Annotated in this window: 24 protein-coding genes and 4 pseudogenes; 16 read left to right on the forward strand and 12 right to left on the reverse strand. The window is 68.7% G+C overall.

Annotated elements, in window-relative coordinates:
- The first annotated feature begins 330 nt into the window (after positions 1–330).
- Both ABT288_RS03405 and ABT288_RS03410 read left to right on the forward strand, forming a co-directional pair.
- On the forward strand, positions 331–684 hold the full coding sequence (locus ABT288_RS03405) for an antibiotic biosynthesis monooxygenase family protein (RefSeq protein WP_351602262.1): 354 nt from the start codon (positions 331–333) through the stop codon (positions 682–684).
- Between the two features lie 79 nt (positions 685–763).
- Positions 764–1,898 (forward strand): annotated as a pseudogene (locus ABT288_RS03410) (IS630 family transposase).
- Between the two features lie 7 nt (positions 1,899–1,905).
- Here ABT288_RS03410 and ABT288_RS03415 read toward each other — a convergent pair.
- The 3 genes from ABT288_RS03415 to ABT288_RS03425 form a co-directional block, all read right to left on the reverse strand.
- Positions 1,906–2,502 carry a TetR/AcrR family transcriptional regulator gene (locus ABT288_RS03415; RefSeq protein WP_351602265.1) on the reverse strand — a complete coding sequence of 199 codons (597 nt, stop codon included), beginning with the start codon at positions 2,500–2,502 and terminating at the stop codon, positions 1,906–1,908.
- Between the two features lie 120 nt (positions 2,503–2,622).
- A complete protein-coding gene (locus ABT288_RS03420; RefSeq protein WP_351602268.1) occupies positions 2,623–4,131 on the reverse strand; it encodes an MFS transporter in 1,509 nt (502 codons plus the stop codon).
- 427 nt (positions 4,132–4,558) lie between these two features.
- Positions 4,559–5,212 carry a TetR/AcrR family transcriptional regulator gene (locus tag ABT288_RS03425; RefSeq protein WP_351602271.1) on the reverse strand — a complete coding sequence of 218 codons (654 nt, stop codon included), beginning with the start codon at positions 5,210–5,212 and terminating at the stop codon, positions 4,559–4,561.
- Between the two features lie 249 nt (positions 5,213–5,461).
- On the opposite strand from ABT288_RS03425, the gene ABT288_RS03430 reads away from it, so the two are divergent.
- The 3 genes from ABT288_RS03430 (at position 5,462) to ABT288_RS03440 (ending at position 10,651) form a co-directional block, all read left to right on the forward strand.
- Positions 5,462–8,683 carry a bifunctional cytochrome P450/NADPH--P450 reductase gene (locus ABT288_RS03430; RefSeq protein WP_351602274.1) on the forward strand — a complete coding sequence of 1,074 codons (3,222 nt, stop codon included), beginning with the start codon at positions 5,462–5,464 and terminating at the stop codon, positions 8,681–8,683.
- 162 nt (positions 8,684–8,845) lie between these two features.
- Positions 8,846–9,892, forward strand: a complete 1,047-nt coding sequence (locus ABT288_RS03435) for a zinc-binding dehydrogenase (RefSeq protein WP_351602277.1) — start codon at positions 8,846–8,848, stop codon at positions 9,890–9,892.
- Between the two features lie 108 nt (positions 9,893–10,000).
- Positions 10,001–10,651: a TetR/AcrR family transcriptional regulator gene (locus ABT288_RS03440; protein WP_351602280.1), complete on the forward strand. Its 651-nt coding sequence runs from the start codon at positions 10,001–10,003 to the stop codon at positions 10,649–10,651.
- Here the strand turns inward: ABT288_RS03440 and ABT288_RS03445 are convergent.
- Positions 10,617–11,255 carry a TetR/AcrR family transcriptional regulator gene (locus ABT288_RS03445; protein WP_351602283.1) on the reverse strand — a complete coding sequence of 213 codons (639 nt, stop codon included), beginning with the start codon at positions 11,253–11,255 and terminating at the stop codon, positions 10,617–10,619. The two genes, ABT288_RS03440 and ABT288_RS03445, sit on opposite strands and share 35 nt — an antisense overlap.
- A gap of 138 nt (positions 11,256–11,393) precedes the next feature.
- On the opposite strand from ABT288_RS03445, the gene ABT288_RS03450 reads away from it, so the two are divergent.
- The 6 genes from ABT288_RS03450 to ABT288_RS03475 all read left to right on the forward strand — a co-directional run bounded on the left by ABT288_RS03450 (position 11,394) and on the right by ABT288_RS03475 (position 18,255).
- Complete coding sequence (locus ABT288_RS03450; RefSeq protein ID WP_351602286.1) at positions 11,394–12,539, forward strand: VOC family protein; 1,146 nt, start codon at positions 11,394–11,396, stop codon at positions 12,537–12,539.
- The gene (locus ABT288_RS03455; RefSeq protein ID WP_351602289.1) at positions 12,536–13,474 is read left to right on the forward strand and encodes a fumarylacetoacetate hydrolase family protein; all 939 of its coding nucleotides are present in this window, start codon (positions 12,536–12,538) and stop codon (positions 13,472–13,474) included. Before ABT288_RS03450 ends, ABT288_RS03455 begins: the two co-directional genes overlap by 4 nt.
- Positions 13,471–15,084, forward strand: coding sequence for a bifunctional 3-(3-hydroxy-phenyl)propionate/3-hydroxycinnamic acid hydroxylase MhpA (mhpA, locus tag ABT288_RS03460; protein ID WP_351602292.1), 1,614 nt, complete (start codon positions 13,471–13,473; stop codon positions 15,082–15,084). The genes ABT288_RS03455 and mhpA overlap by 4 nt, the downstream gene beginning before the upstream one ends.
- Positions 15,085–15,100: 16 nt before the next feature.
- Positions 15,101–17,134, forward strand: a complete 2,034-nt coding sequence (locus tag ABT288_RS03465; RefSeq protein WP_351602295.1) for an acetoacetate--CoA ligase — start codon at positions 15,101–15,103, stop codon at positions 17,132–17,134.
- Positions 17,131–17,478: a DoxX family protein gene (locus tag ABT288_RS03470; RefSeq protein WP_351602298.1), complete on the forward strand. Its 348-nt coding sequence runs from the start codon at positions 17,131–17,133 to the stop codon at positions 17,476–17,478. The genes ABT288_RS03465 and ABT288_RS03470 overlap by 4 nt, the downstream gene beginning before the upstream one ends.
- Before the next feature lie 72 nt (positions 17,479–17,550).
- Complete coding sequence (locus ABT288_RS03475; RefSeq protein WP_351602300.1) at positions 17,551–18,255, forward strand: hypothetical protein; 705 nt, start codon at positions 17,551–17,553, stop codon at positions 18,253–18,255.
- 81 nt (positions 18,256–18,336) lie between these two features.
- Here the strand turns inward: ABT288_RS03475 and ABT288_RS03480 are convergent.
- Positions 18,337–18,608: pseudogene (locus ABT288_RS03480) on the reverse strand (4-hydroxy-2-oxovalerate aldolase family protein); the annotation flags it as partial.
- A gap of 612 nt (positions 18,609–19,220) precedes the next feature.
- Here ABT288_RS03480 and ABT288_RS03485 point away from each other — a divergent pair.
- Positions 19,221–19,307: pseudogene (locus tag ABT288_RS03485) on the forward strand (IS5/IS1182 family transposase); the annotation flags it as partial.
- A gap of 137 nt (positions 19,308–19,444) precedes the next feature.
- On the opposite strand, the pseudogene ABT288_RS50095 reads toward ABT288_RS03485, so the two are convergent.
- Positions 19,445–19,583: pseudogene (locus ABT288_RS50095) on the reverse strand (IS1380 family transposase); the annotation flags it as partial.
- Between the two features lie 99 nt (positions 19,584–19,682).
- Here ABT288_RS50095 and ABT288_RS03490 point away from each other — a divergent pair.
- Together ABT288_RS03490 and ABT288_RS03495 are read left to right on the forward strand one after the other, a co-directional pair.
- The gene (locus tag ABT288_RS03490; protein WP_351602302.1) at positions 19,683–20,327 is read left to right on the forward strand and encodes a LysE family translocator; all 645 of its coding nucleotides are present in this window, start codon (positions 19,683–19,685) and stop codon (positions 20,325–20,327) included.
- A gap of 200 nt (positions 20,328–20,527) precedes the next feature.
- A complete protein-coding gene (locus tag ABT288_RS03495; RefSeq protein ID WP_351602305.1) occupies positions 20,528–21,094 on the forward strand; it encodes an MFS transporter in 567 nt (188 codons plus the stop codon).
- Between the two features lie 108 nt (positions 21,095–21,202).
- Here ABT288_RS03495 and ABT288_RS03500 read toward each other — a convergent pair whose 3' ends face one another.
- The 4 genes from ABT288_RS03500 to ABT288_RS03515 all read right to left on the reverse strand — a co-directional run bounded on the left by ABT288_RS03500 (position 21,203) and on the right by ABT288_RS03515 (position 24,187).
- Positions 21,203–21,781 (reverse strand): hypothetical protein, encoded by a 579-nt coding sequence (locus tag ABT288_RS03500; RefSeq protein ID WP_351602308.1) that lies wholly within the window; start codon positions 21,779–21,781, stop codon positions 21,203–21,205.
- 220 nt (positions 21,782–22,001) lie between these two features.
- A complete protein-coding gene (locus tag ABT288_RS03505) occupies positions 22,002–22,979 on the reverse strand; it encodes a transposase family protein (protein WP_351602311.1) in 978 nt (325 codons plus the stop codon).
- Positions 22,980–23,056: 77 nt separating this feature from the next.
- Positions 23,057–23,605 carry a GNAT family N-acetyltransferase gene (locus tag ABT288_RS03510; RefSeq protein WP_351602314.1) on the reverse strand — a complete coding sequence of 183 codons (549 nt, stop codon included), beginning with the start codon at positions 23,603–23,605 and terminating at the stop codon, positions 23,057–23,059.
- A 381-nt stretch (positions 23,606–23,986) separates the two neighbouring features.
- Positions 23,987–24,187: a hypothetical protein gene (locus tag ABT288_RS03515; RefSeq protein ID WP_351602316.1), complete on the reverse strand. Its 201-nt coding sequence runs from the start codon at positions 24,185–24,187 to the stop codon at positions 23,987–23,989.
- 278 nt (positions 24,188–24,465) lie between these two features.
- Between ABT288_RS03515 and ABT288_RS03520 the strand changes: the two genes are divergently transcribed.
- Positions 24,466–24,792, forward strand: coding sequence for a hypothetical protein (locus tag ABT288_RS03520; protein ID WP_351602319.1), 327 nt, complete (start codon positions 24,466–24,468; stop codon positions 24,790–24,792).
- A gap of 481 nt (positions 24,793–25,273) precedes the next feature.
- On the opposite strand, the gene ABT288_RS03525 is transcribed toward ABT288_RS03520, so the two are convergent.
- Positions 25,274–25,834, reverse strand: a complete 561-nt coding sequence (locus tag ABT288_RS03525) for a GNAT family N-acetyltransferase (RefSeq protein ID WP_351602321.1) — start codon at positions 25,832–25,834, stop codon at positions 25,274–25,276.
- Between the two features lie 290 nt (positions 25,835–26,124).
- Here ABT288_RS03525 and ABT288_RS03530 point away from each other — a divergent pair, with 290 nt between their 5' ends.
- Positions 26,125–26,682, forward strand: a complete 558-nt coding sequence (locus ABT288_RS03530) for a hypothetical protein (protein WP_351602323.1) — start codon at positions 26,125–26,127, stop codon at positions 26,680–26,682.
- An 89-nt stretch (positions 26,683–26,771) separates the two neighbouring features.
- Here ABT288_RS03530 and ABT288_RS03535 read toward each other — a convergent pair.
- A partial coding sequence (locus tag ABT288_RS03535) for an integrase core domain-containing protein (RefSeq protein ID WP_351602325.1) occupies positions 26,772–26,978 on the reverse strand: 207 nt, incomplete at its 5' end.

Here is a 26,978-nt window from a genome sequence, read left to right on the forward strand (position 1 = left end):
AGGCACACGGACGTCTGCGCCTCGGTGTTCACCGCCATGGTGAGTGGCTGTCCGCAGTCGTGGCGTCGAGGGCGGCCGGGCCGAAGCCAGCCTCGGTCAGGGCAGCCTCCGTCGCATCGCCCACCTTCCCGCGCTCCCTAGTGCCGCATCAGGCAACGCTCGCCCTGGAGTTTCCCGTCCCTGGCACCGTTCTGCGAGCCGGAAGGCTCGCCGCCGTTTCCCGGAGCTGGCGGAGAGTTCGGATGGCTTCGGTCAAGAGCCCGATCCCTCATGTATCCCGTCCGGCAAAGACGCTGGATCGTTGGGCGCATCGCGCCTTACGGTGACGACATGAGCGATCACTCGGAAGCGCCTGTCGCGCCCGTCGAGACGTATGAACCCCCCTACTACGTGGCGGTCTTCACCACGGTGCGAACCCAGGACCAGAGCGGCTACAGCGAGACCAACACACGCATGGAAGACCTGGTGAAGGACGTCCCTGGGTTCCTGGGGATGGACCACGCGCAGACTCCTGGCGGGCTGGGCATCACTGTCGGGTATTTCCGTGACGCCGACGCCCTCGCGGAGTGGCGGAGCAACGCCGAGCACCGCGCGGCACAAAAGCGTGGGCGAGCCGAGTGGTACCAGAGCTACACGCTGCATGTAGCGAAAGTGGAGCGGAGCCACGGGTTCACGCGAGCATAGGTCGGCAGAGCCCGACAGCAGACTGCCCAACCGGAGTCACCTACTGGTCCGGCAAGCGCCGTCCCGCCAGGCTGTCCGGGTGGCAGAACGAGTACGTGTCCGCGAGATCGATGACGACGAGGGACAGCGCCTGCTGCGCATCATCCGCAGGCGCACCGGCTCGGTGGTGGCCTGGCGGCGGGCCCAAATGGTGCTGCTGTCCGCCCAGGGCATGCCGGTGGCGACGATCGCCGAAGTGACGTTCACCAACACAAACCGGGTCCGGGACGTGATCCACAACTTCAACACCGACGGATTCGACCTGCTCTGCCCCAAGTACAAAGGTGGGCGACCGAAGACCTTCGCCCTGCCGGAACGCCGGGAGATCAAGAAGATCGCCAAGTCGAAGCCGGCCGAGCACGGCCTGCCGTTCTCGACCTGGAGCCTGGCAAAGCTGGCCGACTTCCTGGTCGCCGAGGGGGTGGTCCACGACATCAGCCATGAGGGACTGCGGGCCCTGCTCCGCAAGGAGGGCGTGTCCATTCAACGCGTGAAGACCTGAAAGACCTCCCGCGACCCCGACTACGCCGCCAAGAAGGCCCGCATCGAGCACCTCTACGCGATTGCCGACAGCGAGGTCATACCTGAGGACGGCGATCCGGACGTCGTCTTATGCCTCGACGAGTTCGGCCCGCTCAACCTCCAGCCTTATCACGGGAGACAGCGGGCTGAGCGTGGTGGACAGCACAAGGACCCCAACCGGGAGCCCCGGCCCCGCTGACGGGCGACCTACACCCGCCCGCACGGGGTCAGGCATCTGGACGCCGCCTACGACCTGGCCCGGGACAAACTCTACGGCCACATCAAGCCGAAGAAGAATCGGACGAGGTTCCTGGAATTCTGCCGCTACCTGCGCAGCCTCTACCCGCCCGAGACCCGGATCGCGATCGTGCTCGACATTTTCTCCCCGCACCTGACCACGAGGAAGGACACCCGGGTCGGCGACTGAGCCGCGGCCAACAACATCGAGTTCGCCTACACACCAACCAACAGCTCCTGGCTGAACCGCATCGAGGCCCAGTTCACCGCCTTGCGCTACTTCGCGCTGGACAGCACCGACCATGTCAGCCACAGGGAGCAGGGCAGCATGATCCGCCGCTTCGCCATCTGGCGGAAACATACAAACTGCCAACGAAAACCTCTGCGAGGTAGTTGACAGGGCAAAAGTTGCCTGATGCGGCACTAGGACCAACCTCGCAAAGCGGCGTCCACGACGGCGTCCACGGTGTCGCGCCCCAGGTTGTTCCCGACGAAGAAACGCTCGAAGAACAGCGGCCCGGCGGTGGCCATGGCAAATGTCTCGGGGGTGACGTCGGGCCGGAGCTGGCCGCGCTCGACGGCTGTGGTAACCGCGGGACGCAGGGCGTCGGCGATCTGGTTCAGCAGTGACTCCCGGAGGCGGCGCATGCCTTCGTCGTGCCGTGAGCCCCCGAGGACCGCGGCAAGGACGGCCCCCGATTGCTCGTCGTCCCAACGCTCGGCGAGCACGTTCAGACGGTAAATGAGCTCCGCTCGCGGATCGTTGCCCGAAGCGGCCCGAAGCTCCTCGGGTACCGGAGGGAGAGGGGGCATGCCGGCCTCCAGCGCGGCCAGGCGGAGGTCGAGAAGGCTCGGCCAGTGCCGGTAGACGGTTGCCCTGCCGACGCCGGCACGAGTCGCAACCGTTTGATGTGTCACGGCCTCCAGCCCACCTTCCGTGAGCAACGCGGTGGCCGCCGCGACCATGGCCTGACGACTGCGCAATAGACGCGGATCTGTTCGATCTTCCACCTGGTACACCTTCCGCTGATAGAACCCGAGTCGCAGCCACTATGGGACATCCATTGAGCAGGGGAGGGGAGCCGCAAAGAGTCTGTTCGCCCCCCTCGAAGGCGGGCCCTCAAAGCACTGCTTGTCCCGCTACATGTGCACGACAGGTGCGGCGTTCTCGTTCTGCTGGGGCACACCCCGGCGGTAAAGGAGGGAGGTGACGACCAGGCCGGTGACGAAGACGGCCGCCGACCCCCAGTAGGCCGTGGAATAGCCCGCGAGGCCGGCCTGAGCCAGGACGCCGGGGTTCTTGGGGTTGCGGCCGGAGAGGTAGCCGGTGGCTGCGTCGGATGCCATCGTGCTGAGCAAGGCGATGCCGATGGAGCCGCCCACCTGTTGAAGCGTGTTGACTGCGGCCGACGCAACGCCGGCATCGGCGGCCGCCACGCCGGAGGTCGCCAGGCTCATGGCGGGCGCGATGACCGTGCCCAGCCCGATGCCGACGAGTATCAGCTGGGGCAGTACCTGCGTCACGTATCCGCTGTTCAGGTCCAGCTTGGTCATCCAGATCAGCCCGGCGGCCGCAATGGCCATGCCCAGCGGGACCACCGGCTTCGGTCCTATGCGCGCCACCAGGACGTTGTTGGCCACGGCGGAGGCGGACGACGAGGCCACGATCAGGGGCACGAAGGCGAAGCCGGTGTTCAGAGCGCTGTAGCCGAGGCTCTGCTGCAGGTAGTAGGTCAGGAACAGGAACACGCCGAACATGCCCGCGCCGGTGACGAAGAGGGCGGCGAAGGAGGCACCGCGGTTACGGTCCAGCAGGACCCGCAGGGGCAGCAGCGGAGACGCCGCCCTGCTCTGCCACCACACGAAGACGGCCACCAGTACAGCACCGGCCGCCAGCATGCCCCAGGTCGCCACTGAGCCCCAGCCGTGCGTCTCGGCGTTCGAGAACCCGTACACCAGGCAGAACAGGCCGATGGAAACCAGCAGAGTGCCGAGGACATCGAGCCTGGAGGACGTGTCACGCGGGGTGCGGTGCAGCAGGGCCGCCCCGCCGACGAACGCCACCACCGCGAAGACCACGTTGACGTACATGGTCCATCGCCAGTCCAAGTACTGGGTCAGCACGCCGCCGAGGATCAGGCCGATGGCTCCGCCTGCACCGGCGACCGATCCCGCGACAGTGAAAGCTTTCGCCCGCTCGCGCGGATCGGTGAAGGTGGTCATCAGGACCGACAGGGCCGACGGGGCCAGCAGGGCGGCGAACAGGCCCTGGACGGCGCGCGCGACGACGAGCATGGCGAAACCGTTCGCCGCGCCTGCCACCATGGAAGCGGCCGCGAAGCCGGCCAGACCCACCAGGAACATCACCTTCTGCCCGACCAGGTCCGCGACCCTGCCGCCGAGCAGCAGCAGACTGCCGAAGGCCAGCGCATAGGCGGTGACCACCCACTGCCGGTCGGCGTCCGAAAAGCCCAGGTCGTGCTGGGCGGACGGCAGGGCGATGTTCACGATGGTGCCGTCGAGGACACCCATCAGCATCGACAGGGAAATGACCAACAGAATCCACCAGCGACGCCGGTGCGACAGGTCGGGCACATTCTCAGCTGCGGTCTCGGCGCCGCAAGCAGCGACGGTGGCGTTCTGGGACATGGGGGCAGCCCTCCGGACAGCGAATGGGCGATGGAGGAAGCGAATGGGCGATGGAGGAAGAGAGAAAAGAACGGATCGAGAGATCGGGTAGGTCTCATCCGATACGGGGCGACACTTCGCGCTCACGGGCGGGAGCACTCGGCGGCGTAGCCGCCTCGGTGAACGGATGACGTGGGTGATTCAGCTCGACGAGGCCGACGGTCTCCCCCCTCAGGAGGGAGACCAGGAACAAGCCAACGACCATGGTCATTGCACGGTTCAGCGTCGGCATACGGCTGCCGTGTAGAGGCTGGATGTGGAGCCGCCCCGCCGGGCGGTCTCACCCGATGTGACGGGGTGGCTCCCGTGTGTCGCAGCCTGAGATCGCCCGACTGCGGGCGCGCCTCAGCCGCCAGCGCCTGGGGCGCAGCGTCTCAGGCTGACTGGCTCAATGGCCGGCGTGCCAGCCGTCACGACCGGCGGTGAGGCGGCTTTCCAGGCCCGTGATCAGCGTGTCCATCACGAGACGGAACATGTGGTCCTGGTCAGGGCCTTCGGGGGCCGCACCCGTAGAGCCAGGGTGTGCGTCCGCGGCCCCGTCTTCGTCGGCTTCAGGGCCGTGGGGCTTGAGGGTCGACCACTGGTGGAGTGCGCCGTTGAGTTCCGCGGTGAGGACGCCGATGACGACGGCGACCATCAGCGCGGCGATCTCCGAGACCTCTGACTGCGGCACACCGGCAGCGGCCACGATGGCGGTGAGGGCGGTCCAGAACGGGTCGTTGGGCTGGATGAAGTCCGGCTGGTGGCTGAACGAGTACGCCAGCAGTTTGGGGTGACGGTGCGCCAGGGTCCGGAAGTCCGTGGCGAGCAGACGGATCCGCTCCTGCCAGGGAGCGTCCTCCAGTGTCACGGTGCGGAACTGCGCTCCGACCATTCTCGTCACGCCGCGCAGCACGGCTTCCTTGTTCGGCACGTGGTGGTACAGCGACATCGGGTTCGCGTCGAGCTCGGTGGCGAGTTTGCGCATGGTGAGCGCCTCGACGCCGTCCTCGTCGATAAGCCGCAGGGCGGCGGTATAGATCCCGGCCTCCGTCAGAGGCACGTCTCTCTTCCTTGTTCCCCGCGGGGGACGTCTCACCTTCTTTTCCATACCTCGTACGGTACCAGTTCCGTACACGGTATGGAAATGAGCTTCACCACAGCGTTACCTGGACTCCCGGGGTTGCACTCCACTTTCCGTACCACGTATGGTTCCAATTCCATACAGCGTATGTTTCCGTACGGCGCCACGGCATCGACCTACGCAGCGCGCCCTTGCCCAACCCCTCCCCCCTCCGCAGAGGAGCAAGACATGACCACGCACTCCGCGAACGACCTTCACCCCATCCGGTCCCCGCGCGGGATCCCCCTCCTCGGCCACACGCCGCAGATCCCCGACACCAACCCGGTGGAGTACTTCGGTGAGCTGTCCAAGCAGTTCCCCGAGGGCATCTACGGCATGGACATCGCCGGCATCGAGCAGGTCTTCGTCTACGACCCGGACCTGGTGGCCGAGGTCAGCGACGAGACGCGGTTCTTCAAGCAGATCGACAAGACGCCGCTGCACCACATCCGGGACTTCGCCGGCGCCGGCCTGTTCACCGCCCACCAGCACGAAGAGGAATGGGGCAGGGCACACCGGATCCTGCTGCCGGCCTTCAGCCAGCGCGCCATGAGGAACTACTTCGGGCAGATGCTGGAGATCGCCCAGAACCTGGCGGGCAAGTGGGAGCGCCGGGAGGGTCAGCCGGTCAACATCACCGACGACTACACCCGCCTGACGCTGGACACCATCGCCCTGTCGGGGTTCGGCTACCGGTTCGACTCCTTCGACAAGGAGGAGCTGCACCCGTTCCTCAACGCGATGCTGGGCGCGCTGACCGAGTCGATGCGGCGCTCTCAGGAGCTGCCGATGATGACCAAGCTGCGCAGGGCCGATGCCAAGAAGTACGGCGAGAACATCCAGGTGATGCGCGAGCTGGTCGAGAGCGTGATCAAGGAGCGCCAGGAGGGCAAGGGCAGCGGTGAGGACGACCTGTTGGGCCTGATGCTTCAGGCCACCGACCCGGAGACCGGCAAGCGGCTGGACGTCGACAACGTGCGTGACCAGGTGCTGACGTTCCTGATCGCCGGTCATGAGACCACCAGTGGTCTGCTGTCGTTCGCCACCTACTCGCTGATGCGCAACCCGCACGTCCTGGCCCAGGCGTACGCCGAGGTGGACCGCCTGCTGCCCGGTGACACCGTGCCGGACTACGACACGATCATGCAGCTGGACGTCATCCCGCGGATCCTGGAGGAGACCCTGCGGCTGTGGGCTCCCATCCCGATGATCGCCAAGGCGCCCATCGAGGACACCGTCATCGGCGGCCGCTACGAGCTGAAGAAGGGCACACGGGTCAGCATCCTTGAAGGCCCGCTGCACACCCACCCCAAGGCATGGAACCGTCCAGACGAGTTCGACATCGACCGCTGGCTGCCGGAGAACCGCGTCCAGCAGCACCCGCACGCCTACAAGCCGTTCGGCAACGGCGTTCGTGCCTGCATCGGCCGCCAGTTCGCGCTCACCGAGGCCCGCCTGGCCCTGACACTGGTGCTGCAGAAGTTCAAGTTCTCGGACACCAGCGACTACGCGATGGACGTGCGGGAGGCGCTGACGCGCAAGCCCGGCAACTTCGAGCTGATCGTCCGGCGCCGTCAGGAGCACCAGCGGACCGTCTTCGGCGCCGCGGACCTGCAGCCCGGCGACACCCAGGCCCAGGCAGCGGTCAGCGGTGTCGGGGTGAACCTGACCGTCGCCTACGGCTCCAGCCTCGGCTCCTGCGAGGACCTGGCGCGCACCATCGCCGACCGCGGCGAGCGCTCCGGCTTCGGCACCACGCTGGTGAGCCTGGACGAGCTGGGCGACAACCTGCCCACCGAGGGACTGCTCGCCGTCGTCGCCGCCAGCTACAACGGCAAGGCTCCCGACAACGCCCAGCGCTTCGACGACCTGCTCGCCGCCGGGCTGCCCGAGGGCTCGCTGGCGAACGTGCGGTACGCGCTGCTGGGCGCCGGCAACACCCAGTGGGTGGCCACCTACCAGGCGTTCCCCAAGCGGATCGAGGAAGGTCTGCTGGCGGCCGGCGCCACGCCGGTCGTCGAGCGCGGCATCGCGGACGCCGCAGGTGACTTCGACGGCATGGCCACGCGGTGGATGAACACCCTGTGGGCCACTCTGGCCGAGGAGTACGCCGCCGACACCTCCCAGGCGAGCGGCCCCCGCTACGAGGTCCAGCTGCTCACCGAGTCCGACGTGCGTCCCGCCATCGTCTCCGAGCAGGCGTACGCGCTCACGGTGGTGGCCAACGAGGAGCTGGTGGCCGACGCGACCGGACTGTGGGACTTCCAGATCGAGCCGCCGCGCCCGTCGGCGAAGTCCATCACCTTCGAGCTGCCCGACGGCGTCACCTACGACACCGGCAACCACCTGGCCGTCTTCGCCAAGAACGAACTCGCCCTGGTGGAGCGCGCCCTGAGGCGGCTCGGCGTCGACTACGACCAGGTGCTCCGGCTCGACCAGCCGGCCGGTGGCCGCACCCACCTGCCGGTCGGCACCCCGGTCACCGCCGGCATCCTGCTCACCGAGTTCCTGGAGCTTCAGGACGTGGCCACCCGCTCCCAGATCCAGACGCTCGCCGAGCACACCGAGTGCCCGTGGACCCGGCCGCAGCTCCAGGCGTACACCGCCGACACCCAGGAAGCCGAGGAGCGCTACCAGAAGGAGATCCTCGGCAAGCGCATCTCGGTGCTGGGCCTGCTGGAGCGCTTCCCGGCCGTCGAGCTGCCGCTGGCGGTGTTCCTGGAGATGATGGGCCCCATCCGCCCGCGCTTCTACTCCATCTCCTCCGCCCCGTCGGCCAACCCGCGCCATGTGCGCCTGACCGTCGGCTTGCTGGAGGGCCCGGCCCTGTCCGGCGACGGCCAGTACCGCGGCACCTGCTCCGCGTACATCGCGGGCCTCGAGCCCGGAGACGTCGTCTACGGCTACGTCCGCGTCCCCTCCCCGACGTTCGCCCCGCCCGCCGACCCCGCCACGCCGCTGATCCTCATCGGCCCCGGCACCGGCATCGCGCCGCTGCGCGGCTTCCTGGAGGAGCGGGCGACCCAGCACGCGAACGGCACCCAGGTGGGCGCGTCGCAGGTCTTCGTCGGCTGCCGCCACCCGGAGCACGACTACTTCTACCAGCAGGAGATGCAGGACTGGGAGCAGGCCGGGATCGCGCGGATCCACACCGCCTATTCCGCGGTGACCGGCCACCCGGCCCGGTTCGTGCAGAACGCCATCGCGAATGCGGCCGACACGGTGTGGCAGGCCATCGAGGACGGCGCGTACATCTACGTCTGCGGTGACGGCCGCCGCATGGCCCCCGCCGTCCGCGAGGCACTCGCCGCCATCCACCGCCAGAAGACCGGTTGCGACGACGAGGCCGCCCAGCAGTGGCTCGCCCGGCTCGAAGCGGACGAGCGCTACCAGCAGGACGTCTTCGCCTGACCGTCGCACGCCGTCAAGGCGTGTGCCCCTCAGCCGCCGGGAGGCGTGCGGCCCCGTCCTGCAACCCCCCACGCCTCCCGGCCACCACAAGCCCTCCAGACACCACATGGCACCCTCCGGCCCGAACCGCCGGGCGGTGCCGCTCACCGAAAGCAGATCTTCATGGACACCATGCTCGCCGGACGCTTCCACCTGGACAGCAAGAAGTTCGCCGTGGAAGAGGTCCCGATCCCCGTGCCGGGCCCGGGCGAGGTCCTCATCGAGGTCAAGGCCGCCGGCGTCTGCCTCTCCGACGTCCACCTGCTCGACGGCTCCCTCGTCCCGCTGTTCGCCACCTCCGACACCATCACCGTCGGCCACGAGGTCTCCGGTGTCATCCACACGCTCGGCCCCGACCTCAAGCGCGGCCTGCCCGTCGGCACCCGCGTCACCCTGGAGGCCGGCAAGACCTGCGGCACGTGCGCCGGATGCGTGCGCCACCGCCCCTGCACCCAGATGCTCACCGCCGGCATCGACTACGACGGCGGCTGGGCCGAGTACGTCATCGCCCGCGAGGACACCCTCATCCCCATCCCCGACAGCCTCCCCTTCGACCAGGCCGCGATCATCCCCGACGCGGTCTCCACCCCCTACGCCGCCGTCGTCGCCACCGCGGGCGTCCGGGCCGCCCAGTCCGTCGGCATCTGGGGAGTCGGCGGAGTCGGCGCCCACAACGTACGCCTCGCCCGCCTGGTCGGCGCCGCCCCGATCATCGCCGTCGACCCGCTGCCCAGCGCCCGCGAGCGTGCCCTGGCCTTCGGCGCGGACCTCGCGCTCGACCCGGCAGCCCCCGACTTCGCCGACCAGATCCACGCAGCCACCGGCGGACGCGGCCTCGACTTCGCCTTCGACTGCGCCGGCGTCCCCGCCGTCCGCGACCAGGCCGCCTCCGTCCTCGGCCTGGGCGGCTCCCTGATCCTGGTGGGCATCACACCCCGGCCACTGACCATCACCGAGGGCCTGACCTTCAACTACCTGCAGAAGCAGGTGCGCGGCCACTACGGCGGCTTCCCCGAGTCCGTCTCCGAACTGGTACAGCTGACCGCGGCCGGACGCCTCGACCTCGCCCCCTCCATCACCGACCACATCCCGCTCATCGACGCGGCCGACGCCGTCCACCGTCTCGAGAACAAGATCGGCGACCCGATCCGCCTCATCCTCGTCCCCTGACGCCCGTCAGCAGGACGACAAGCCACCCTGGGCAGGGGTGAGTGGGCGCCGGTGCCTGAGGGAACACCGGCGCCCACGGCTTTCCGGCAACCGTGGAGAGACAGAACCATGCAGACGACCGACGCCCCGGGCCGCGCACCGCAGCGCAGCGACGCTCGCGCGAACCGTCAACGCATTCTCGCCACCGCTCGGCGGAAACTGCGCGACGACCCCGACGCAAGTCTCGACAGCATCTCTCAGGCGGCCGGCGTCGCCCGGCGCACCCTCTACGGACACTTCCCCAGCCGGCATGCGCTGATCGCCGACCTGACACAGGAAGCAGGCCATGAACTCCGGCAGGCGTTCGCCGGAGCCCGTACCGCGGATGCCGACCCGGTCGAGGCGATGACACGGATGGTGCTGGCGGCATGGACGGTGGGCGACCACTATCGCGTGCTCATCGCCTTGAGACGGCGCCATCTGGGAGAGGACGAGATCCGCACCATCCTGGCGCCGGCCCGCGCAGAAGCCGTCGTAACCCTACGGCGCGGTCAGCGCGAAGGCGTCTTCGCGGACCACCTTCCAGCACCCGTCCTCGCCCAAGCACTGGAGGCACTCATGCTGGCCCTCGCCGAGGAGAACGCCGCATGCCCGTGGGCGGACCCCACCGGTGAGGCCGCGGCAACCGCGTTCCTCGTCGCCGCCGGCGTAGCACCACAAAGGGCCGCGCTTCAGGTGCAGGAGGTCATCGGGCGAGATCGGGCAGCGGGCGACGGGTGACCTCGTGGGCGTCGTCCGCAGCGAGGCCGAGCATGCGCAGGACCATCTCGGCCAGGTCGGAGGCGGCCTCGTCGCCGTCGAGGTCCGGGCGGTCCAGCCGGAGAGCCACCAGGGACAGCAGGGTGCCGCCCAGGGCCGACAGGGCGGTGGTCGCGTTGCCGCAGGTGAAACGGCCTGAGGCGATGCCGATCTCCAGGTCGCGCAGGGCGCGTGGGGCGAGGCCGCGGTCGGAGTGGATGTGGACCAAGCCGCGGTCGCGCAGGATCCGCATGAGTTCCGGGTGGGAGTCGGCCATCCGGGCGGTGAGCCGGAAGCCGGCCGCGACCAGCTCGGCCGGATCGTCGATGCCTACCACGCGCGCGTCGATGACCTGCCCGAACTCCTCCAGGGCGTCCGTCACCGCCGCGTCGAACAGCTCCGTCTTCGACTCGAAGTGGTTGTAGAAGGAGCCGAAACCCACGTCCGCGCGCTCGGCGATGGCCTGGATGCTCGCGCTCGTGTCCCCGGTCTCCGCCAGGATTTGCCGCGCCGCCCGGACGAGCGCGTGACGGGTTTCGGCGCGGCGGCGCTCGAAGCGGTTCTTGGGCGGGGCTGACGTCGGCATACGGCCCAGTGTAACCGCCGCGACGATGATCCTGCCATTACTGATGAGATCCTCAATTATTTGTGCTGCACCTATTGACGATGAGAAACGACAGAGTTGATGATTTCCTCATTACGGCAGTGTTGCTTGGAGGACACCATGTCCCACATCCCCGTTAACAAGGGCGGTCCTCTGACGCCCCACCAAGACCTCCACAGTGAGCAGGGCGCCCTACGCGGTGAGCACCCCGGACGAGCCCGGAATCCCGTGATCAAAGTGGCGGATCTGGCCTGGCTGGAGTTCGAGAAGCCGGACCTGGACCGGGCCGAGGTGTTCGCCCGCGACTTCGGCTTCGCGATCGCCGCCCGCACCGATCACGAGCTGTGGCTGCGCGGCACGTTCGCGGGCTCGCCCTGCATGGTCATCCGGCGCGGCCGCGCCTCCCGCTTCCTCGGGCCCGCGTTCCGCGCGGCCGAACGGACCGATGTGGACCGGCTGGCCGCCGCCGTCGGACACACCGTCCGGGACATCGACGTCCCCGGCGGCGGCCGGTCGGTCGCCCTGTTCGATCCCTCGGGACTCCCGGTCCGGGTGGTGCACTGCGCCGAACCGCTGCCCGCGTTGCCCGAGCAGCAGCCGGTGATCCTCAACACCGGCATCGAAGGCCGTCGTACGAACACCACCCAGCGCCCGCCCCGTGAGCCGTCCCGCATCCAGCGCCTCGGCCATGTGGTGCTGGAGACACGGACGTTCACCCGCACCCTGGACTGGTACCTGGACACCCTCGGCATGATCGTGTCCGACTTCCTGTTCCTCGACGGGCAACGCCAGCGCGGGCCGACCATGGCATTCATCCGCTGCGACCAGGGCAGCCTGGCCGTCGACCACCACACCCTCGCCCTGCACCTCGGGCCGGGCACCGGCTACGTCCACTCCGCCTACCAGGTCACCGACCTCGACGCGATCGCCGCCGGCGGCGAGTACCTCGCCGAGCGCGGCTACCAGCGCAGCTGGGGAATCGGCCGGCACATCCAGGGCAGCCAACTCTTCGACTACTGGCGCGACCCCGACCGCTTCATGCTGGAGCACTTCGCCGACGGCGACCTCTTCGCCTGCGACCTCGAACCCGGCTGGGCACCCATGTCGGCGAGCGGCCTGGCCCAGTGGGGGCCGCCCGTCACCCGCGACTTCCTGGGCACCAACCCCTCCCCCGCCAAGCTCCGCGAGGTCATGACGGCCCTGCGCGACGACAACGAACTCGACCCCGCACGCCTGCTGGGCCTGATGAAAGCGATGAGCTCATGAGCACCAACGTGCTGCGCACCCCCGACGGCTGGTGGGCCGTCCGAAACGAGCGCGCCGTCCGCATCGAGACCAAGGCGGTCACCACCGCCGAACTGCTCGCCGACCGGGCCGCCGTCCGCGAGGCCGCCGCCTCCGGCGAGAGCGGCACACCCGTCGCCGAACTGGTGGCGCTGCCCCCGGTCACCACCCCCTGCCGGGTGGTCGCCCAAATGGTCAACTACCGCAGCCACGCCAAGGACTCGGGCTTCACGGGCGACATACCGCCCACCTTCTTCCGCAAGGCGTCCGGATCGGTCAGCGGCCCGCACGACACGATCGTCCGCCCGGCACACGTGAACTTCCTCGACTACGAAGTCGAACTCGGCCTCGTCATGGGCGCGACGCTCCCGGTGGGCACAGTTGTGAAGGAGCAGGACCTTCCTTCGTACGTCGCCGGGCTCGTCCTCACCAACGACGTCAGCGCCCGCGACGTCCAGCTGACCAAGACCCAGTTCTACGAGAGCAAGTCCTACCCGACCTTCACGCCGACGGGTCCGTACCTGGCACTGCTGGAGCCCGACGACTTCACCCACCTGCTGAACCTGCGGCTGCGGCTGAACGTCAACGGCGTACCGCGCCAGGACCGCACCCTCGCCGACATGATCGTACGGCCCGCCCAGGCCCTCACCCTGCTCGCCCGCTTCCAGACCCTCGACCCAGGCGACCTGCTGCTCACCGGCACCCCCGGCGGCACCGCACTGAAGGCTCCGCCCGCACCGGTCGCGAAGATCAGTGCGCTGCTCCCTCCCGCGGTGAAGTGGAAGGCGTTCTTCAAGGGGCAGGAAAAGAACCCCCTCTACCTGCGTGCAGGTGACGTCGTGACCGCAACGATCGCCACCCCGGACGGGCGGATCGACCTCGGCGAGCAGCGGACCCCTGTGGCGGACGCGAGGTGAGCGCCGAAAGCCGAAGGCCGGTGGTGATCATCGGCGCGGGGCCCGTGGGGGTCACCGCCGCGCTCCTGCTTGCCCAGCGCGGAGTGCCCAGCGTGCTCCTGGAACGCCACAGCGACATCTACCCCCTGCCGCGAGCCGTCGTCGTGGACGACGAGGTCCGCCGGATCCTCCAGAGCGTCGGCGTTCACGAGGAGTTCGCCGCCGTCGCGCGCCCGGCACCGGGCCTGCGGCTGCTGGACCCCCGGCGCCGCGTGATCGCCGAGTTCCCGCGCTCCCTGCACGGCCACCACGGCTTCCCGCAGACCAGCATGTTCGACCAGCCAGAGCTGGAACGCCTGCTGCGCGCCGCCCTCAAGCGCCGCCCCGAGTGCGAGCTGTGGGGCGGGCTGGAGGTCGTGTCGGTCACCCAGGACACCGACGGATCACACGCTCCGACGGGTCCGGTCCGGGTCACTTTCCGCCGTGACGGCAGCGACGAGGAGGAGCACCTGTGGGCCGATGCCGTCCTCGGCTGCGACGGAGCGGGCAGCATCACCCGTGACGCCATCGGCGCCGTCTGGGAGGACCTGCACTTCGAGGAGAGCTGGCGGGTCATCGACGTCCGCACCAGCCTTCCGGTGCGCACCTGGGAAGGCGCCGAGCAGATCTGCTGCCCCACCCGCCCGGCCACCTACATGCGGGTTGGCGAGGACCGCTACCGCTGGGAGTTCCGGCTGGCCGAGGGCGAGCCCCTGGACGGCCCGCAGGGGCTGGAACGCCTGCGCCGGCTCGTCGCCCCCTGGGTGGACCTGCCGTCTGACGGGTCGCAGGACGATGACTTCGAGGTGATCCGGCAGGCGCAGTACACCTTCCGGGCCCGCCTCGCCAACCGGTGGCGCCGGGGACGCGTCTTCCTGCTCGGCGACGCCGCCCACCTCACCCCGCCCTTCATCGGGCAGGGCCTGTGCGCGGGCCTGCGCGACGCCCGCAACCTCACCTGGAAACTCGCCCGCGTCCTCCAGCAGGGCGCAGACGAACGGCTGCTGGACACCTACGAGCAGGAGCGCAAGCCGCACGCCCGCCACATGATCCGTCTCGCGGTCGCCGTCGGCTGGGCCATGACCGGCGGACAGGACCGCGGTGCGGCCATCCGCCGGGCCGTGGTGGGCGCGGCCTGCCGCATCCCCGGCGTGATCGCGGCGGTGAGCCGCGACCTCAGCCCCGCCCTGGCCGCCAATCCGCTGGTACGACGCCGCCCCCGGCTGACCGGCCGCTCACTGGCCGGCACCTTCTGCCCGCAACCCTGGGTGATCGTCGACGGCAGGCGAGAGCGCCTCGACGACATACTCGGGGACTCCTTCGCCGTGCTGACCGCCCTGCCGCCCACGGCACGGATGACGGGCGTGGCCACGGCCCTGGGCGCATCCGTGATCCATGTCGGCGACCTGGACGACGACGGCACGCTGGCCGCCTGGCTGGCACGCGGCCGGGCGGACGCCGTCCTGCTGCGCCCCGACCGCGTCGTGATGGACACCGTCCCCACCGGCACCGGCGACTTCACCGACGCCGCCGCCTGGGCTCCCCTGCTGCACACGGCCCGCCGCCCCGCCGAAGCCCGGCCCGCACCCTGACGAGGAACACCACACCATGACCACCCCGCACTCCACGCCCTGTCCGGAGCCCTTCCTGCCGCCCGACCCCCACGCGGCCGCCGGCAGCCGCATCGCGGACTTTGCCCGTTGGGCCGCCCGGCACCAGGGCGCCGAAGGGATTCCGGACCCGACCGACTACCAGGCCCTGCACCACTGGTCCGTCACGCACCTGGAAGGATTCTGGGCCGCGGTGTGGGAGTACTTCGACATCGACGCCACCACTCCGTACGAGCGGGTGCTGGCCGAGGAAGCCATGCCCGGCGCCCGCTGGTTCCCCGGCGCCACCCTCAACTACGCCCACCACGCACTGCCCAACCTGCACCCGGACGCCCCCGCGATCACCGCGCTGGACGAGACCGGAGCCGCCTACGAGATCACGGACCGACAGCTGCGCGCCCAGGTCGCCTCCGTCGCGGCCACCCTGCGCGACCTGGGCGTCGGACAGGGCGACCGGGTGGTCGGCTACCTGCCCAACACCCCCCACGCCGTCATCGCCTTCCTCGCCACCGCCAGCCTGGGCGCGGTGTGGTCCGTGTGCGGCCAGGACTACGCACCCAAGGCCGCCGCCGACCGCTTCGCCCAGCTCGAACCGAGCGTGCTCATCACCGCGGACGGCTACCTCTTCAACGGCACCCGCCACGACCGTCGCGCAGCCTCCCTCGACCTCGCCGCCGCCCTTCCCACGCTCAAGGCCACGGTCCTCGTGGATCACCTGGGCCTTGCGTGGCCCGCGACCCGGGCCGCGAGGCTGACGGTTCCCTGGGAGGACGCGGCCGGCCGCGCCGAGTACCTCGCCATCGCCCCGGTTCCGTTCGACCACCCGCTGTGGATCGTCTTCTCCTCCGGCACCACCGGGCTGCCCAAAGGCATCGTCCACGGTCACGGAGGCGTCCTGCTGGAACACCTCAAGATCCTCGGCCTGCACTGCGACCTGGGCGTCGGTGACCGCCTGCTGTGGTACACCACCACCCACTGGATGATGTGGAACCTGGTCGTCTCCACCCTGCTGACCGGCGCCGCCACCTGCACCTACGACGGCAGCCCCGCGCCGGTGGCGCGCCCGGACGTCCTGTGGGAGCTGGCGGCCCGCCACAAGGTCACCGTCTTCGGCACCAGCCCCCAGTACCTGCTGGCCATGGCCAAACTGGGCGTCGAACCCCGCACGCACGACCTTTCGTCTGTCCGCGTCATCGGCTGCACCGGCTCCGCGCTGCCCGCATCCGCCTACCCCTGGGTCCGCGACCACGTCGGCGCAGGCGTCCAGCTGGCCTCCACCAGCGGCGGCACGGACGTCGTCTCCGGCTTCGCCGGCAGCGCCCCCACCACGCCGGTGTGGGCGGGTGAACTGTCGGCTCCCAACCTCGGCGTGGCGCTCGCGGCGTACGACGGCACGGGACGGCCGGTCGTCGACCAGGTCGGCGAACTGGTCGTCACCCGGCCCATGCCGTCGATGCCGCTGTACTTCTGGAACGACCCGGACGGCAGCCGCTACCGCGACGCCTACTTCAGCGCCTATCCGGGCGTGTGGCGGCACGGCGACTGGATCACCCTCACCTCCCACGGCTCGGTGATGGTGCACGGACGCTCCGACGCCACGCTCAACCGCAACGGCGTACGCCTGGGCAGCGCCGACATCCACGACATCGTCGAACACCTCCCTGAGATCGCCGAGGCCCTCGTCATCGGCGCGGAGGAACCCGACGGCGGCTACTGGATGCCGCTTTTCGTGGTCCTCGCCGACGGGGTCGGTCTGGACGAGTCCCTGTGCGAGAAGATCCGCGACGCGATCCGCACCGGCGCCTCACCCCGCCACGTCCCCGACGAGATCCTCGCCGTACCGGCCGTCCCGCACACGAAGACCGGCAAGAAGCTCGAGGTCCCGGTCAAGCGCCTCCTTCAGGGCGCACCCGCCGAGCAGGTCCTCAACCCCTCCGCGGTCGACAACCCCGAACTGATCGCCTACTTCGCCGGCCTGGGCGCCGAACGCCGCCAGGCCCGTCGTCCGCACACCCCCGAAGGCGTCTCGTGATCCTCTCCGCCTTGCTGACCTGTCTCATCGCGTTGATCTTCGCCCTGCTGGGCGCGGCCAAGATTCTGGCCCTGGGTCCGATGCCCGAGCTGGCCGCCCACGCCGGCTTCACCACTGCGGCCTACCGGGTCATCGGCGGGCTGGAGCTGGCGGGCGCCATCGGCGTGGCCCTCGGTCCGGTCGTACCGCTGTGCGGCGGGCTGGCCGGTATCGGGCTGCTGATGCTGCTCGTCGGTGCCGTGACCACGCACGTACGCAAGGGCGACGGGCTGCCCAAGCTCCTCCCCGCGGTGACATGCGCGGCCCTGGTCGCCTGGTATCTCGTACTCCTCGCCGGCCTCTGACCCGTTCCGGGAGACCGTTGGCGGCCACTCGTCCTGTTAGCGAGCCCACGGCGGGGCTGGCAGACTGAATCTGTGGTTCCGCTGATGGTCGCGGCGGATCAGATCGCGTCCTCATCGCTTACCGGCGCCAGTGTGGTATCAGCCTGCGCACTGCTCTTCACCGTCGCGTCGTTCTGGTGGCTCAACGCCCGACAGGGACGCCTGCAGGCGTGGGAACCTCATTCCTTCGCGGCGATCGTCCACGGTTCCACGGCACGCCTACGACTGCCGCTCGTCCTGCACAACACCGGTCCCAAACCGATCGTCGTGCAGGACCTCATCCTGACCTTCCCCGATGAGCCCGCCTCTCATTTGCCACTCCTGTGGGTATCCTCCCCGTCCCGCCTCCAACCGGGGCCGGACGAGGAGGCGAAGCTGCCCGCCGGATTCGTCGTGCCCGGCAGAGAAGCGCAACAACTCTTCCTAGAGTTCGAGGCACCATTTTCCGGATTCCTCCCGGAGGCCCGTGACTACAAGGCCCAGCTACAAGTTCGGGTCGGCCACCGCAAGGGGTGGCGCCCCCTGCTGACGTTCATCTTGAGGGCCGCCAACATCATCGATCCAGGTCGCTACACCGTCTACAACAACGCACCCGTCGAGCTGACGAAGGAAGACCAGAAAAGAGCGGACGCCGCGCTCCTCGAGCTGCTGGAAGAGCACGGGGACGGCTCCCCTCCGGGCGACAGGAGACAGGAAGGCCCTCCGAATGACGAAGGTGACGCCGACACGAGCCGCTGATATGGCCGTCCGTCCTCTGACGTGGACAGCGGTGGCACCGGCCCCGCCGGGCCGCCACAGCCACCGCACCGATCACTCGCGTCAGTCGGCGCAACCGACCGCCGCGAGGTCGAGCGCAATGTCCGTGATCATGCCCGCCTGGCCACCGACCATCCGGCGCCGGCCGGCTTCGACAAGGATCGCCCCGGGCGTCCAAACCGTGACGGCGTGCCGCGGCAACGGCGCGCCGCAGGAAACCGGAGTACACGCCCGCGTACCCGAGAGCGAGCGTCTCGCGGTCCACCCGCACCTCGCGGGCCTGCAGGGGGCGGACGATGTCGGTCGGCAGCGTCCATCAGGCGGAACAGGTCGCAGCTTCCGCGACCATGAACAGCCTGCGGACGAGAAGCCCGTGCGCCCCTCGGCGGGGGCAGGCATCGCCTCAGACACCTCCCGGAAAGCGTTCGACTTTGCAGGGGCGAAGCTTATGACTGTTGGTCGCCAAGGACCCCGGCCCGATTTGCCGAGCACTCGACGCGAGGGCGCAGGGCGGAGAACCCGAGGACAACGGTGCCGACGCCGGAGCTGCAGCACACCCGCCCGGAAGGTCAGAAGCGGGTGAGGTCGTGTACCACAAGGAGACCAAGAATCTGCCAGGACGAACGCGCACCACGCCCAGGCGCAGCGCCTTGTCCGTGGCCGCAGAGCCAGGCGTCGAAGCCGGGCCGGCTTCGCAACGGTGCTAAGCCGATCCGATCAGCCACAAGATGTCCGAGTACAACGGAGCGTAGTCAGCACCAAGTCAGCACGGGAGGGGTGAGCACGGGTGGGTTGCGTCCATGGAGATGGTGTACGGGTTCGACCTGATCCGGGGGTTTGCTCCGGCGTCGGGATGATGCCCGCATAGATGAACGGCCACCGGCTGATCTTCGAGGTGTCGAAGCCCGAAGGAGATCAGCACGATGACCGCACCCGGCAATCTGCCCCTGCGGGACTGCCGGCTCAAGGGCCACGGCGTGCACCAGGCCATGCTCGGCATCGCCCGGCTCCACAACCTGGCCCTCACCGGATAACTCACGCCCCATACGGGACAACCTCTAGCGGTCCCCGTCCCCGGTGTGCCGCCGGACGTTCTGTGTACGACGTTCGTTCCATTCCTCCGCGCTGACGGAGTCCGGGTCGCAGTCCTGCAACATGCGCTTGATGCGCACGTGATTGCGGCGTGTTTCGCCCGATCGGGACCGGACTTGCGGACCGTCTCCACCAGCAGTCCACCGCCGGCCTGGGACACGACCCCGCAGCCGCCGCTCTCGACGCGGACGCGGGCAGGTCCCGATACGCCTCTTCACCTGGAGGACGCCCTGCCTCGTGCAAGCGCGAGGCTAGAGCGAGCGGTCCGCCACCTGTTTGTATGACCTCTGAAAGGCAATCCAGGAGGTGGCAAACGCATGGTGTCCACGGAGAGCATTCTCGCGTTCGCGGCGATGTCGCTGGTGGTGATCGTGATTCCGGGGCCAAGCGTGCTGTTCGTGATCGGCAGGGCCCTGGCACACGGCCGCCGCACGGCGCTCGCGACCGTCCTTGGCAACCTGATCGGTTCGTACCTCCTGGTAACCGCTGTGGCGTGGGGCCTGGGCACGCTGGTGGAGACTTCCGCAGCGATGTTCACGGGCGTGAAGCTGGCCGGCGCCGCCTATCTCGTCTACCTCGGCGTGCAAGCTTTCCGGCACCGCAAGGAGATGCGCGCGACGGACATGGAGGCCCCCGCGGGTGAGCGGCGCAGCGATCTGCGCACGGTCCTGGACGGAATTTTCGTGGGCTTCACCAATCCGAAGGGCCTCATCTTCTTCGCGGCGGTGCTACCGCAGTTCGTGAACCACTCGGCGGGCCGAGTCCCCCTCCAGATGATGGTGTTGGGGCTGGTCCCGGTGGCCATCGGCATGATCACGGACACCCTGTGGGGACTGGGTGCCTCGGCGGCCCGTTCCTGGTTCGCCCGCTCGGACCGCCGCCTGTCGATGGTCGGCGGGGCGGGCGGCTTCGCGATGATCGGTTTGGGTGTGGCCGTGGCAGCGACGGGCCGCGCCGACTAGCCTCGCGCTTTCACGAGGTGAGCTGTCCAGCACGTGATCACGTAGCAGAAAGTTCCCATGACCAGCGAGAATAGGGATTGCTGAGGCCATTGTTCCCGCACCCGTCGGAGGCACTTCCAGGTGAAGAGGCGTATCGGGACCTACCCGCGTCTCCGTGTGGGGCGAGTACGTAACAAGGGCGATGAGGCTGCCCCGTCGGCATGACCGTGGGAACGTGGGTCGGCGGAGAACTCGCCTCCTGGTCCGTATACCGGTCCTTGCTGCTGGCCGGCGCCGGCTCGGCCGTGCTGATGGGGGCCTTCTGGGCGGTTGTGCCCTACGGCTGGTGGGCCCTGCCGCTGCTGTTCCTGATCAGTGCGGCGGGCGCGGTGTTCGTCACCAACCTCCAATTCCGGCTGATGAAAGCCGCGGGAGACGCCGTGACTCTTGGCGCGGCCATGATTCAGTCCGCCCTCAACATCGCCAACGCCCTCGGCGCCTGGCCCGGCGGAGTAGTGATCAGCGCGGGACTCGGCCACCGCGCGCCCGCGCTCATCGATGCCGCACTGCCGGTAGCCGGTGTCGCGCTCCTGTGGTGGTCGGCGCGGGTCGACCGACGGACGCTGTTACGGGGGCGATCAGTCCGCGGCCGGCCGCCGTGGAGTGCAGGCTTGTGCTGCCCGCCGGACGCATCGGCCCGGCTGATGCCACCCCGCAGCAAGGCGCCCTGGCGGCACTGTAGCGACTCCCGGTATCGGCCCCCGACCGCAACGGCAGGCTGCGCCTGAGGTCCGCCGATCCCGCCACTCCCCCGCGCCTCGACTGCGGCTGTGGAACGTCACGTAATTCCCCACCAGCGGCGTCACCTTCCCCGCCTTGACGTTCGAACGCCCCGCTCAGGTCGCGGGGACCCATTCCACGGGAGGGGGCATGCGACTGTAGTGGGGCCCCCTGGGGCCGTAGTGGGCGAGGTGCAGGATTTCACCGCCGACCTGGAGCTCTGCCGGCGGAGGGTTGGGAACGGAGATCCGCGGGTGACGTTGGCCGTCGATGAGGATGCCCTCCCGGAGTTGGTTCCGGCCGTCCGCCCAGCTCTGGGCTCGCTCGCGGGACCACGGGTTCTGCAGGGTCCGGGGGGCGGCCGGGTCGTGCTCGTGACCGTTGAGGCTGCGCACCAGACCTTCGCTGTAGACACCCTTGACCCGGAAGTTCTCCAGGTCATCCGCGCGCACGACCATGTTGACGTACCGGCGGCCGTTGCCTCGGTGCCGGCCCACCACAGGCCAGCGACCGTCGCCGGGGTCCCAGCGCATGGGCGGGATCCACAGCAGGGCGCCTGCGGGGAAGTGCTTCGTCCCGCGCTGGATGTCGAGGCCGCTCTCGCCACGCGCGGTTTCTCGCGCGACGTTGGCCACCAGGCACCAGCCCAGCAGCCCGTCCGGCGTCTCTTCGTCGGTAGTTCTCGTGTCTGACACGTCGAGAATTCTGCGGCACGAGACGGGGCGCGAGCCAGCTTTTATCAGCTGAGCCGACCGGAGCGAACCACATGCGAATCGCCAGCCGCAAGAGGCATCGGCCTCGTTCGAACGTGAGGGGGGTGGTGCACCTGGTGGGGAATTACACGACCGTCGACAACGGCGGTCTGGGGAGAAATTGAGCTTCGGGCGTGCTGGCCTGGGTTCGGCTGGTGGGTGATCAGCGGACGGTGTCGCGGACGAGGACGAGTTCGGTGCTAGTCCGGCGGCGGGTGGCCCGCTGCGCGGATCGGTCGGAGACGAGTGAGGCGATCGCGAGATGGGTCTCGGCGTAGGTATCGCGGCGTCCGGTGAAACGGCGCAGGGGTGCCCATTGGCGGAGTTCGGCGTTGGTGTGCTCCACACAGATCCTCGCCGAGGACTGCCGTCGCCGTGTCTCGCGCCAGGCATGCTTGTCACCGTCGCACGCCTCGTCCTTGGGCTTCTTCGGTGGGGTGCTGACCTGGCCGGGGAACTCTTTGGCCAGCCCGAGGTAGCCGGAATCGACCTTCGCCTTCACCCCGGGACGGGTGCGGAACTGCTCGGCAATGCTCTCGGTCCGCACGGCGGTCTGGTCGTGCATCCGGCCCGGGCGGACCAAGCCGGACAGCAGCAGGCGGCCTTGGCCGTCGCTGAACGTGGTGGTCTTGATGGTGTTCTGCTTGCGTTTGCCGGAGACGAACGCCTGGCGCCCAGGACGGTCGGCCTGCGGGCGGCGGACCTGGGTCTCGGCCCCGTCGAGCCGCAGCTCAACGCCCTCCGCCTCGGCGTAGGCGAAGACGTCCTCCAGCGTCTTCAGCCGCAGGCCGGGCCGGTCGCGCACAGCGAAACCACGGGCTGCCGGCAGCGGGCGGACCTGGCGGATGGCCGCGGAGACGGTGGAGCGATCCACCTCGAAGAGCTCGGCGAGCACCACATGCGGCAACTGATGGCGCAGATGGACCAGGGTGACCAGCAGCCGATCGAGGAAGACCAGCTTGGGCTTTCTGCCGGCACCCTCCGCCCTCCGACGCTCCCCGCCCCGGGCCTCGCGGAGCGCGGACTGCCGCGCAGCCTCCCATGCCGTGGCGAGTTCGGCGAACAACTCGCCGGAATGTGCGCGTGAGACGCCGGACAGGGCAGGATGGGAACAGGCCGTACGGGCCCAGGTCAGCTTCACAACTCACCCAACCCGTACGGCCCTTCTCATGTCACGGCCCGACCGGGACGATCACCATGTCCGCCGAGACCGTAAAGCTACCCGGCCTGAATGGCGTCTGCCGGAACCTCGAAAATGATCGTGATTCCGTCGCGCTCGTCCCCCTGCTCGCCGATGCGCGTGAAGCCGAAGCCCTCGATGCACGCCAGGGAGGCGGTGTTGTCGGATCCGATCCTGGCGCGCACGGTCCTGACGTCGGGGTCGGCCGCGGCCCTGACGAGCAACGCCCTCAGCATGGCGCGGGCATAGCCCTGGCGGCGGTACCCGGGCACGACGGTATAGCCAACCTCGACCATGCCGGCCTCATCCGGCGGCCCGTGGAACCCGGCGTCGCCAACGACGACCCCGTCCGGCTCGGACACCGCGGCACGCGTGATCCAGGGCGCGGCAGAGGGGTCCTTGGCGAGCTGGTCGGCGCGGTAGCCGAAGATCCAGCGGGCTCGCTCACCGACGAAGTGTTCGTCAAGGGCGACCCCGGCCTCGGCGCTGCCGCCAGCGAGGTCACCGTCGGCAAGCGCCCGCAGTGCCTTTGCACTGAGCTCGACGAAACGGACGCGTTTGGGGGCGGAGAGAGGTTCGTTGTTCATCGCGGTGATGCTCACCCAGAGCCGGAGAGCTGTCCACCGGTTTACGGCCTTGGCGGACATGGAGACGGCCACACGGACGCCGCGACACCTACACCGAGACCCATCTCGCGATCGTCTCGCTCGTCTCCGACCGATCCGCGCAGCGGGCCACCCACCGACGGACGAGCACCGAACTCGTCCTCGTCCGCGACACCACCTGCTGATCACCCACCAGCCCAGCACGCCCGAAGCTCAATTTCCCCCAGGCCCGTAAAGAGCTTGCCTCGGGCACGGCGCACCTCCAGCAAGGAGGTCGAGCGAGTTGCCCTCGCGAAAGACCTTCCCATGAACGGCGGATTTGCTGAGGCACGGCAGGCTCGCCTGAGTCGGCTGCCCCTGACGTCAGTGACGGGTCTCCCACCACAGGATGATCAGGCTCACGGCACCACTGCCGAGCTTGTACGCCGCTCCCTGCATGAACTCGCCCAGCAGGTTCTGCTCCTGCAGGCCGATCCGTTTCCGCAGATGACGGATGGTTTCGGCGCTTCGCCTGACCCGGCTGAACGGGCGCTTGGGCCGGCGTTTCGCGTTACGCTCAGACATACGGAGTTCCTCTCGTCAACAGGCGTGCCGGAACACCGCGCAAGGAGCCCCAGAGGCCTACGAGCCGCGCCTGCCGCTTCTCACTCTCACGGAGGCGCACCAGTTGCTGGACGTCCTGCAGCACTTCGGCACGACCGATCACGACTGGGGCGCCCAGGCCCCCACTTCGCCGCCGAACTCGCAGCCCGTGTCCCCTCACGCGACGTCTAGATGATCGGCTCCAGGTGTTGCCGATCTCTGGTCGTGACATTTGAACTGAGTACGCTCAGAATCGGATCGTGAAGTGGATGGACAACGCACGCAAGAGGCGGCAGGCGGCCGGAGAGCTTCGTGAAAGGGCACTGGCAACCGTCACAGCTAGCACACTCTGCCATGACTCGCGCCCGTTCACACAGGTCAAAGTCATTTGGGGCACCGCGCGCTCCTCGATGGACGCCGCCTACGAAGCCCTCCTGATCGAGGCGTACAACCTTGGCTATGACGCGGTACTGGGCGTTGGCTTTACCTCCCCCGCTCATCCACCGGGCGGTGGTGGTGGGTACAGCAGCGTGAACTTCATCGCCTACGGGACTGGTGTCACGTGGACGAGCGACAGTTCGGCTTGATTGAAGCGACGTCAGGGACCTCGTCGCCGCCCAGCCGGCCAGACGCTGATCTACGGCAAGAACTACTTCGGCTGCGGCTTGGAAAGCCGAACTCGTCCAGGACGACATACCCGTTGCGCGCTCGTTCTGCCGTCTCGATCACTCCCACCTGTCCGGCGGCACGTCAACCTATGACACCGGTCGGCTCAGCGCCCGAGAGAATTCCGCGGCCAGTCCGTCATGTCAAACGAGCGCGGCCCGGTCAGCTCGTAGACCTGCCCGATGTGCCGAGCCGGGTCGCGCAGCACGGTGGCGACGACCTGGTGGTCGGCGTGAGAATGACATGGCCCTTCGTCACTCATGCCAGCAACGAGTGAGCACCACCCGTCAGCGTCAACGACCAGGTCACCGCACCTGCGCCACTGACGCCCAGACGACGAGGTGCAACCGGCACTCCCCCGCAGACCATCAATCTCGCCGACGGTCTCGCGCAACCCCCGACTCACATGGTGAATGAGTACAGACGGTCGATTTCTTCGAATCCTGACGACTCGTAGAGAGCTTTGGCGGCGGTCCGGTCCCGGTCGTCGCGCGGGGGCGCGTCGTCGTCCACGAACAGGATCACGTCCGTGGCGCCCATGCGGTGGAGCGCGTCCGGTGCGGTGCCGAGGAGGGCGCGGCCGAGTCCCCGGCCGCGTGCGGCGGGCTCAACCCCGATCCACCACAGAACCCCGGTGCCCTGTACGGGCGTTCCGATGGTGGCGTCGGCGAGGGTGTTGCCGTCCTCGGTGACGAGGAGGCGGCGGGTGTCGGGGGTGGCGGGTTCTGTGTCGTAGTGGGTGAGGCGGGGCAGTTCAGCGGCGGGGAGGATGCGGTGCATGTACCGCCACAGGTCGGTTCCGGTGTACCCGGCGGCGGTCAGGGCGGCGTGGGTGGCGGGGCGGTGGCGGACGGGGAGGGCTTCCAGGCCCAGGGTGAGGGCGCTGGTGAAGTGGAAGGCGTCCAAGGGGCGGGGACCCAGCTCGGTAGCGGCATGGTCGAGCAGGGTACGGGCCACCGTCACGTTCTCACGGCAGTTGAGCCGACTGATGCCGTCTTCGCTCGCGGTTGGGCGCGGGCGGCGACCTCGGGCCCCCTCGAACCGAGCGTGCTCGTCCATGCTCGACTTGAGCGGTGCTCGCGGCGCTTTCGCATCATGGCCAGGCAGGGAAGCTCTCGACTCATCAGAACCACGCCCGGCCTCTACTCACTAGAGTCAGGGGCCTTGGAGGGTCAAGGGGGAGCTTCGTGACCTTAGCTGTGGGTTTCTTCGATCTGTTCACCTACGGGATACCAGGAGTACTACACCTATCCTTGATCATTTACGTGCTCACACGATTGCAGATCATCGATCTCACAAGTCTGGCCTCGGCACCGTCAGCGCTACAGGTGGTCGGAGTCGGCGTTGCCAGTTACCTGTTGGGGCATCTCGCCTATCCGCTGAGTGCCCTCTTGGACAAGGTGGCACCGCGTTGGAACTGGAGTGTCGAGGACGCTCGTCTCGATTTCGTGGCCAGAGTGCCCGAGTCCCGGGACCGAGCCTTCGTGCGCACTGACACATCTCTGCTGCTGGCTGCGGTGGAACTCCACAACAAGGAGGCAGCGGGCGAGATCACTCGGCTTCAAGGCGTCGCGTTGATGCTGCGGAACTCGGCCCTCGCCCTGGTGTTCGCGCTCTTCATCGCGGTGATCGAGCTCGTCGTAGGATCCGATCGTGTGCTGGCGGGATGCTGCGCGGCACTGCTACTCGTGAGCCTGACTGCAGCAGTCAGACACGGGCGCCGTGTGCGGCACTGGGACCGCCTGAAGACGTTGGAGATCTGCTTCTGGATCCCAGACATCGACGACAGATTCAGCTCCAACCACCATTGATCACAGGCGCGCATCCGCGGGCCTGACATGGGGGCTCCACGACTACTGGTCGTGGGCCCCCATGTCAGGGAGTGCCCCAACCTCAGAGCCTAGGTGTATTGATCTGAAGCGTTGTTCACACGGCTGATCGGTGGGTGGCCGCCGAGTGCTGTGTGGCAGCGGTGGTGGTTGTAGGTGTGCAGGAAGTCTGCCAGGGCGGCCGTGCGTTCGTCGTTACTGGCGTAGGGCCGCAGGTAGGCCCATTCGTCGAGCAGGGTGCGGTTGAAGCGTTCGACCTTGCCGTTGGTCTGCGGCCG

It is taken from the genome of Streptomyces sp. NPDC001093, assembly GCF_040298985.1.
Lineage (GTDB): Bacteria > Actinomycetota > Actinomycetes > Streptomycetales > Streptomycetaceae > Streptomyces.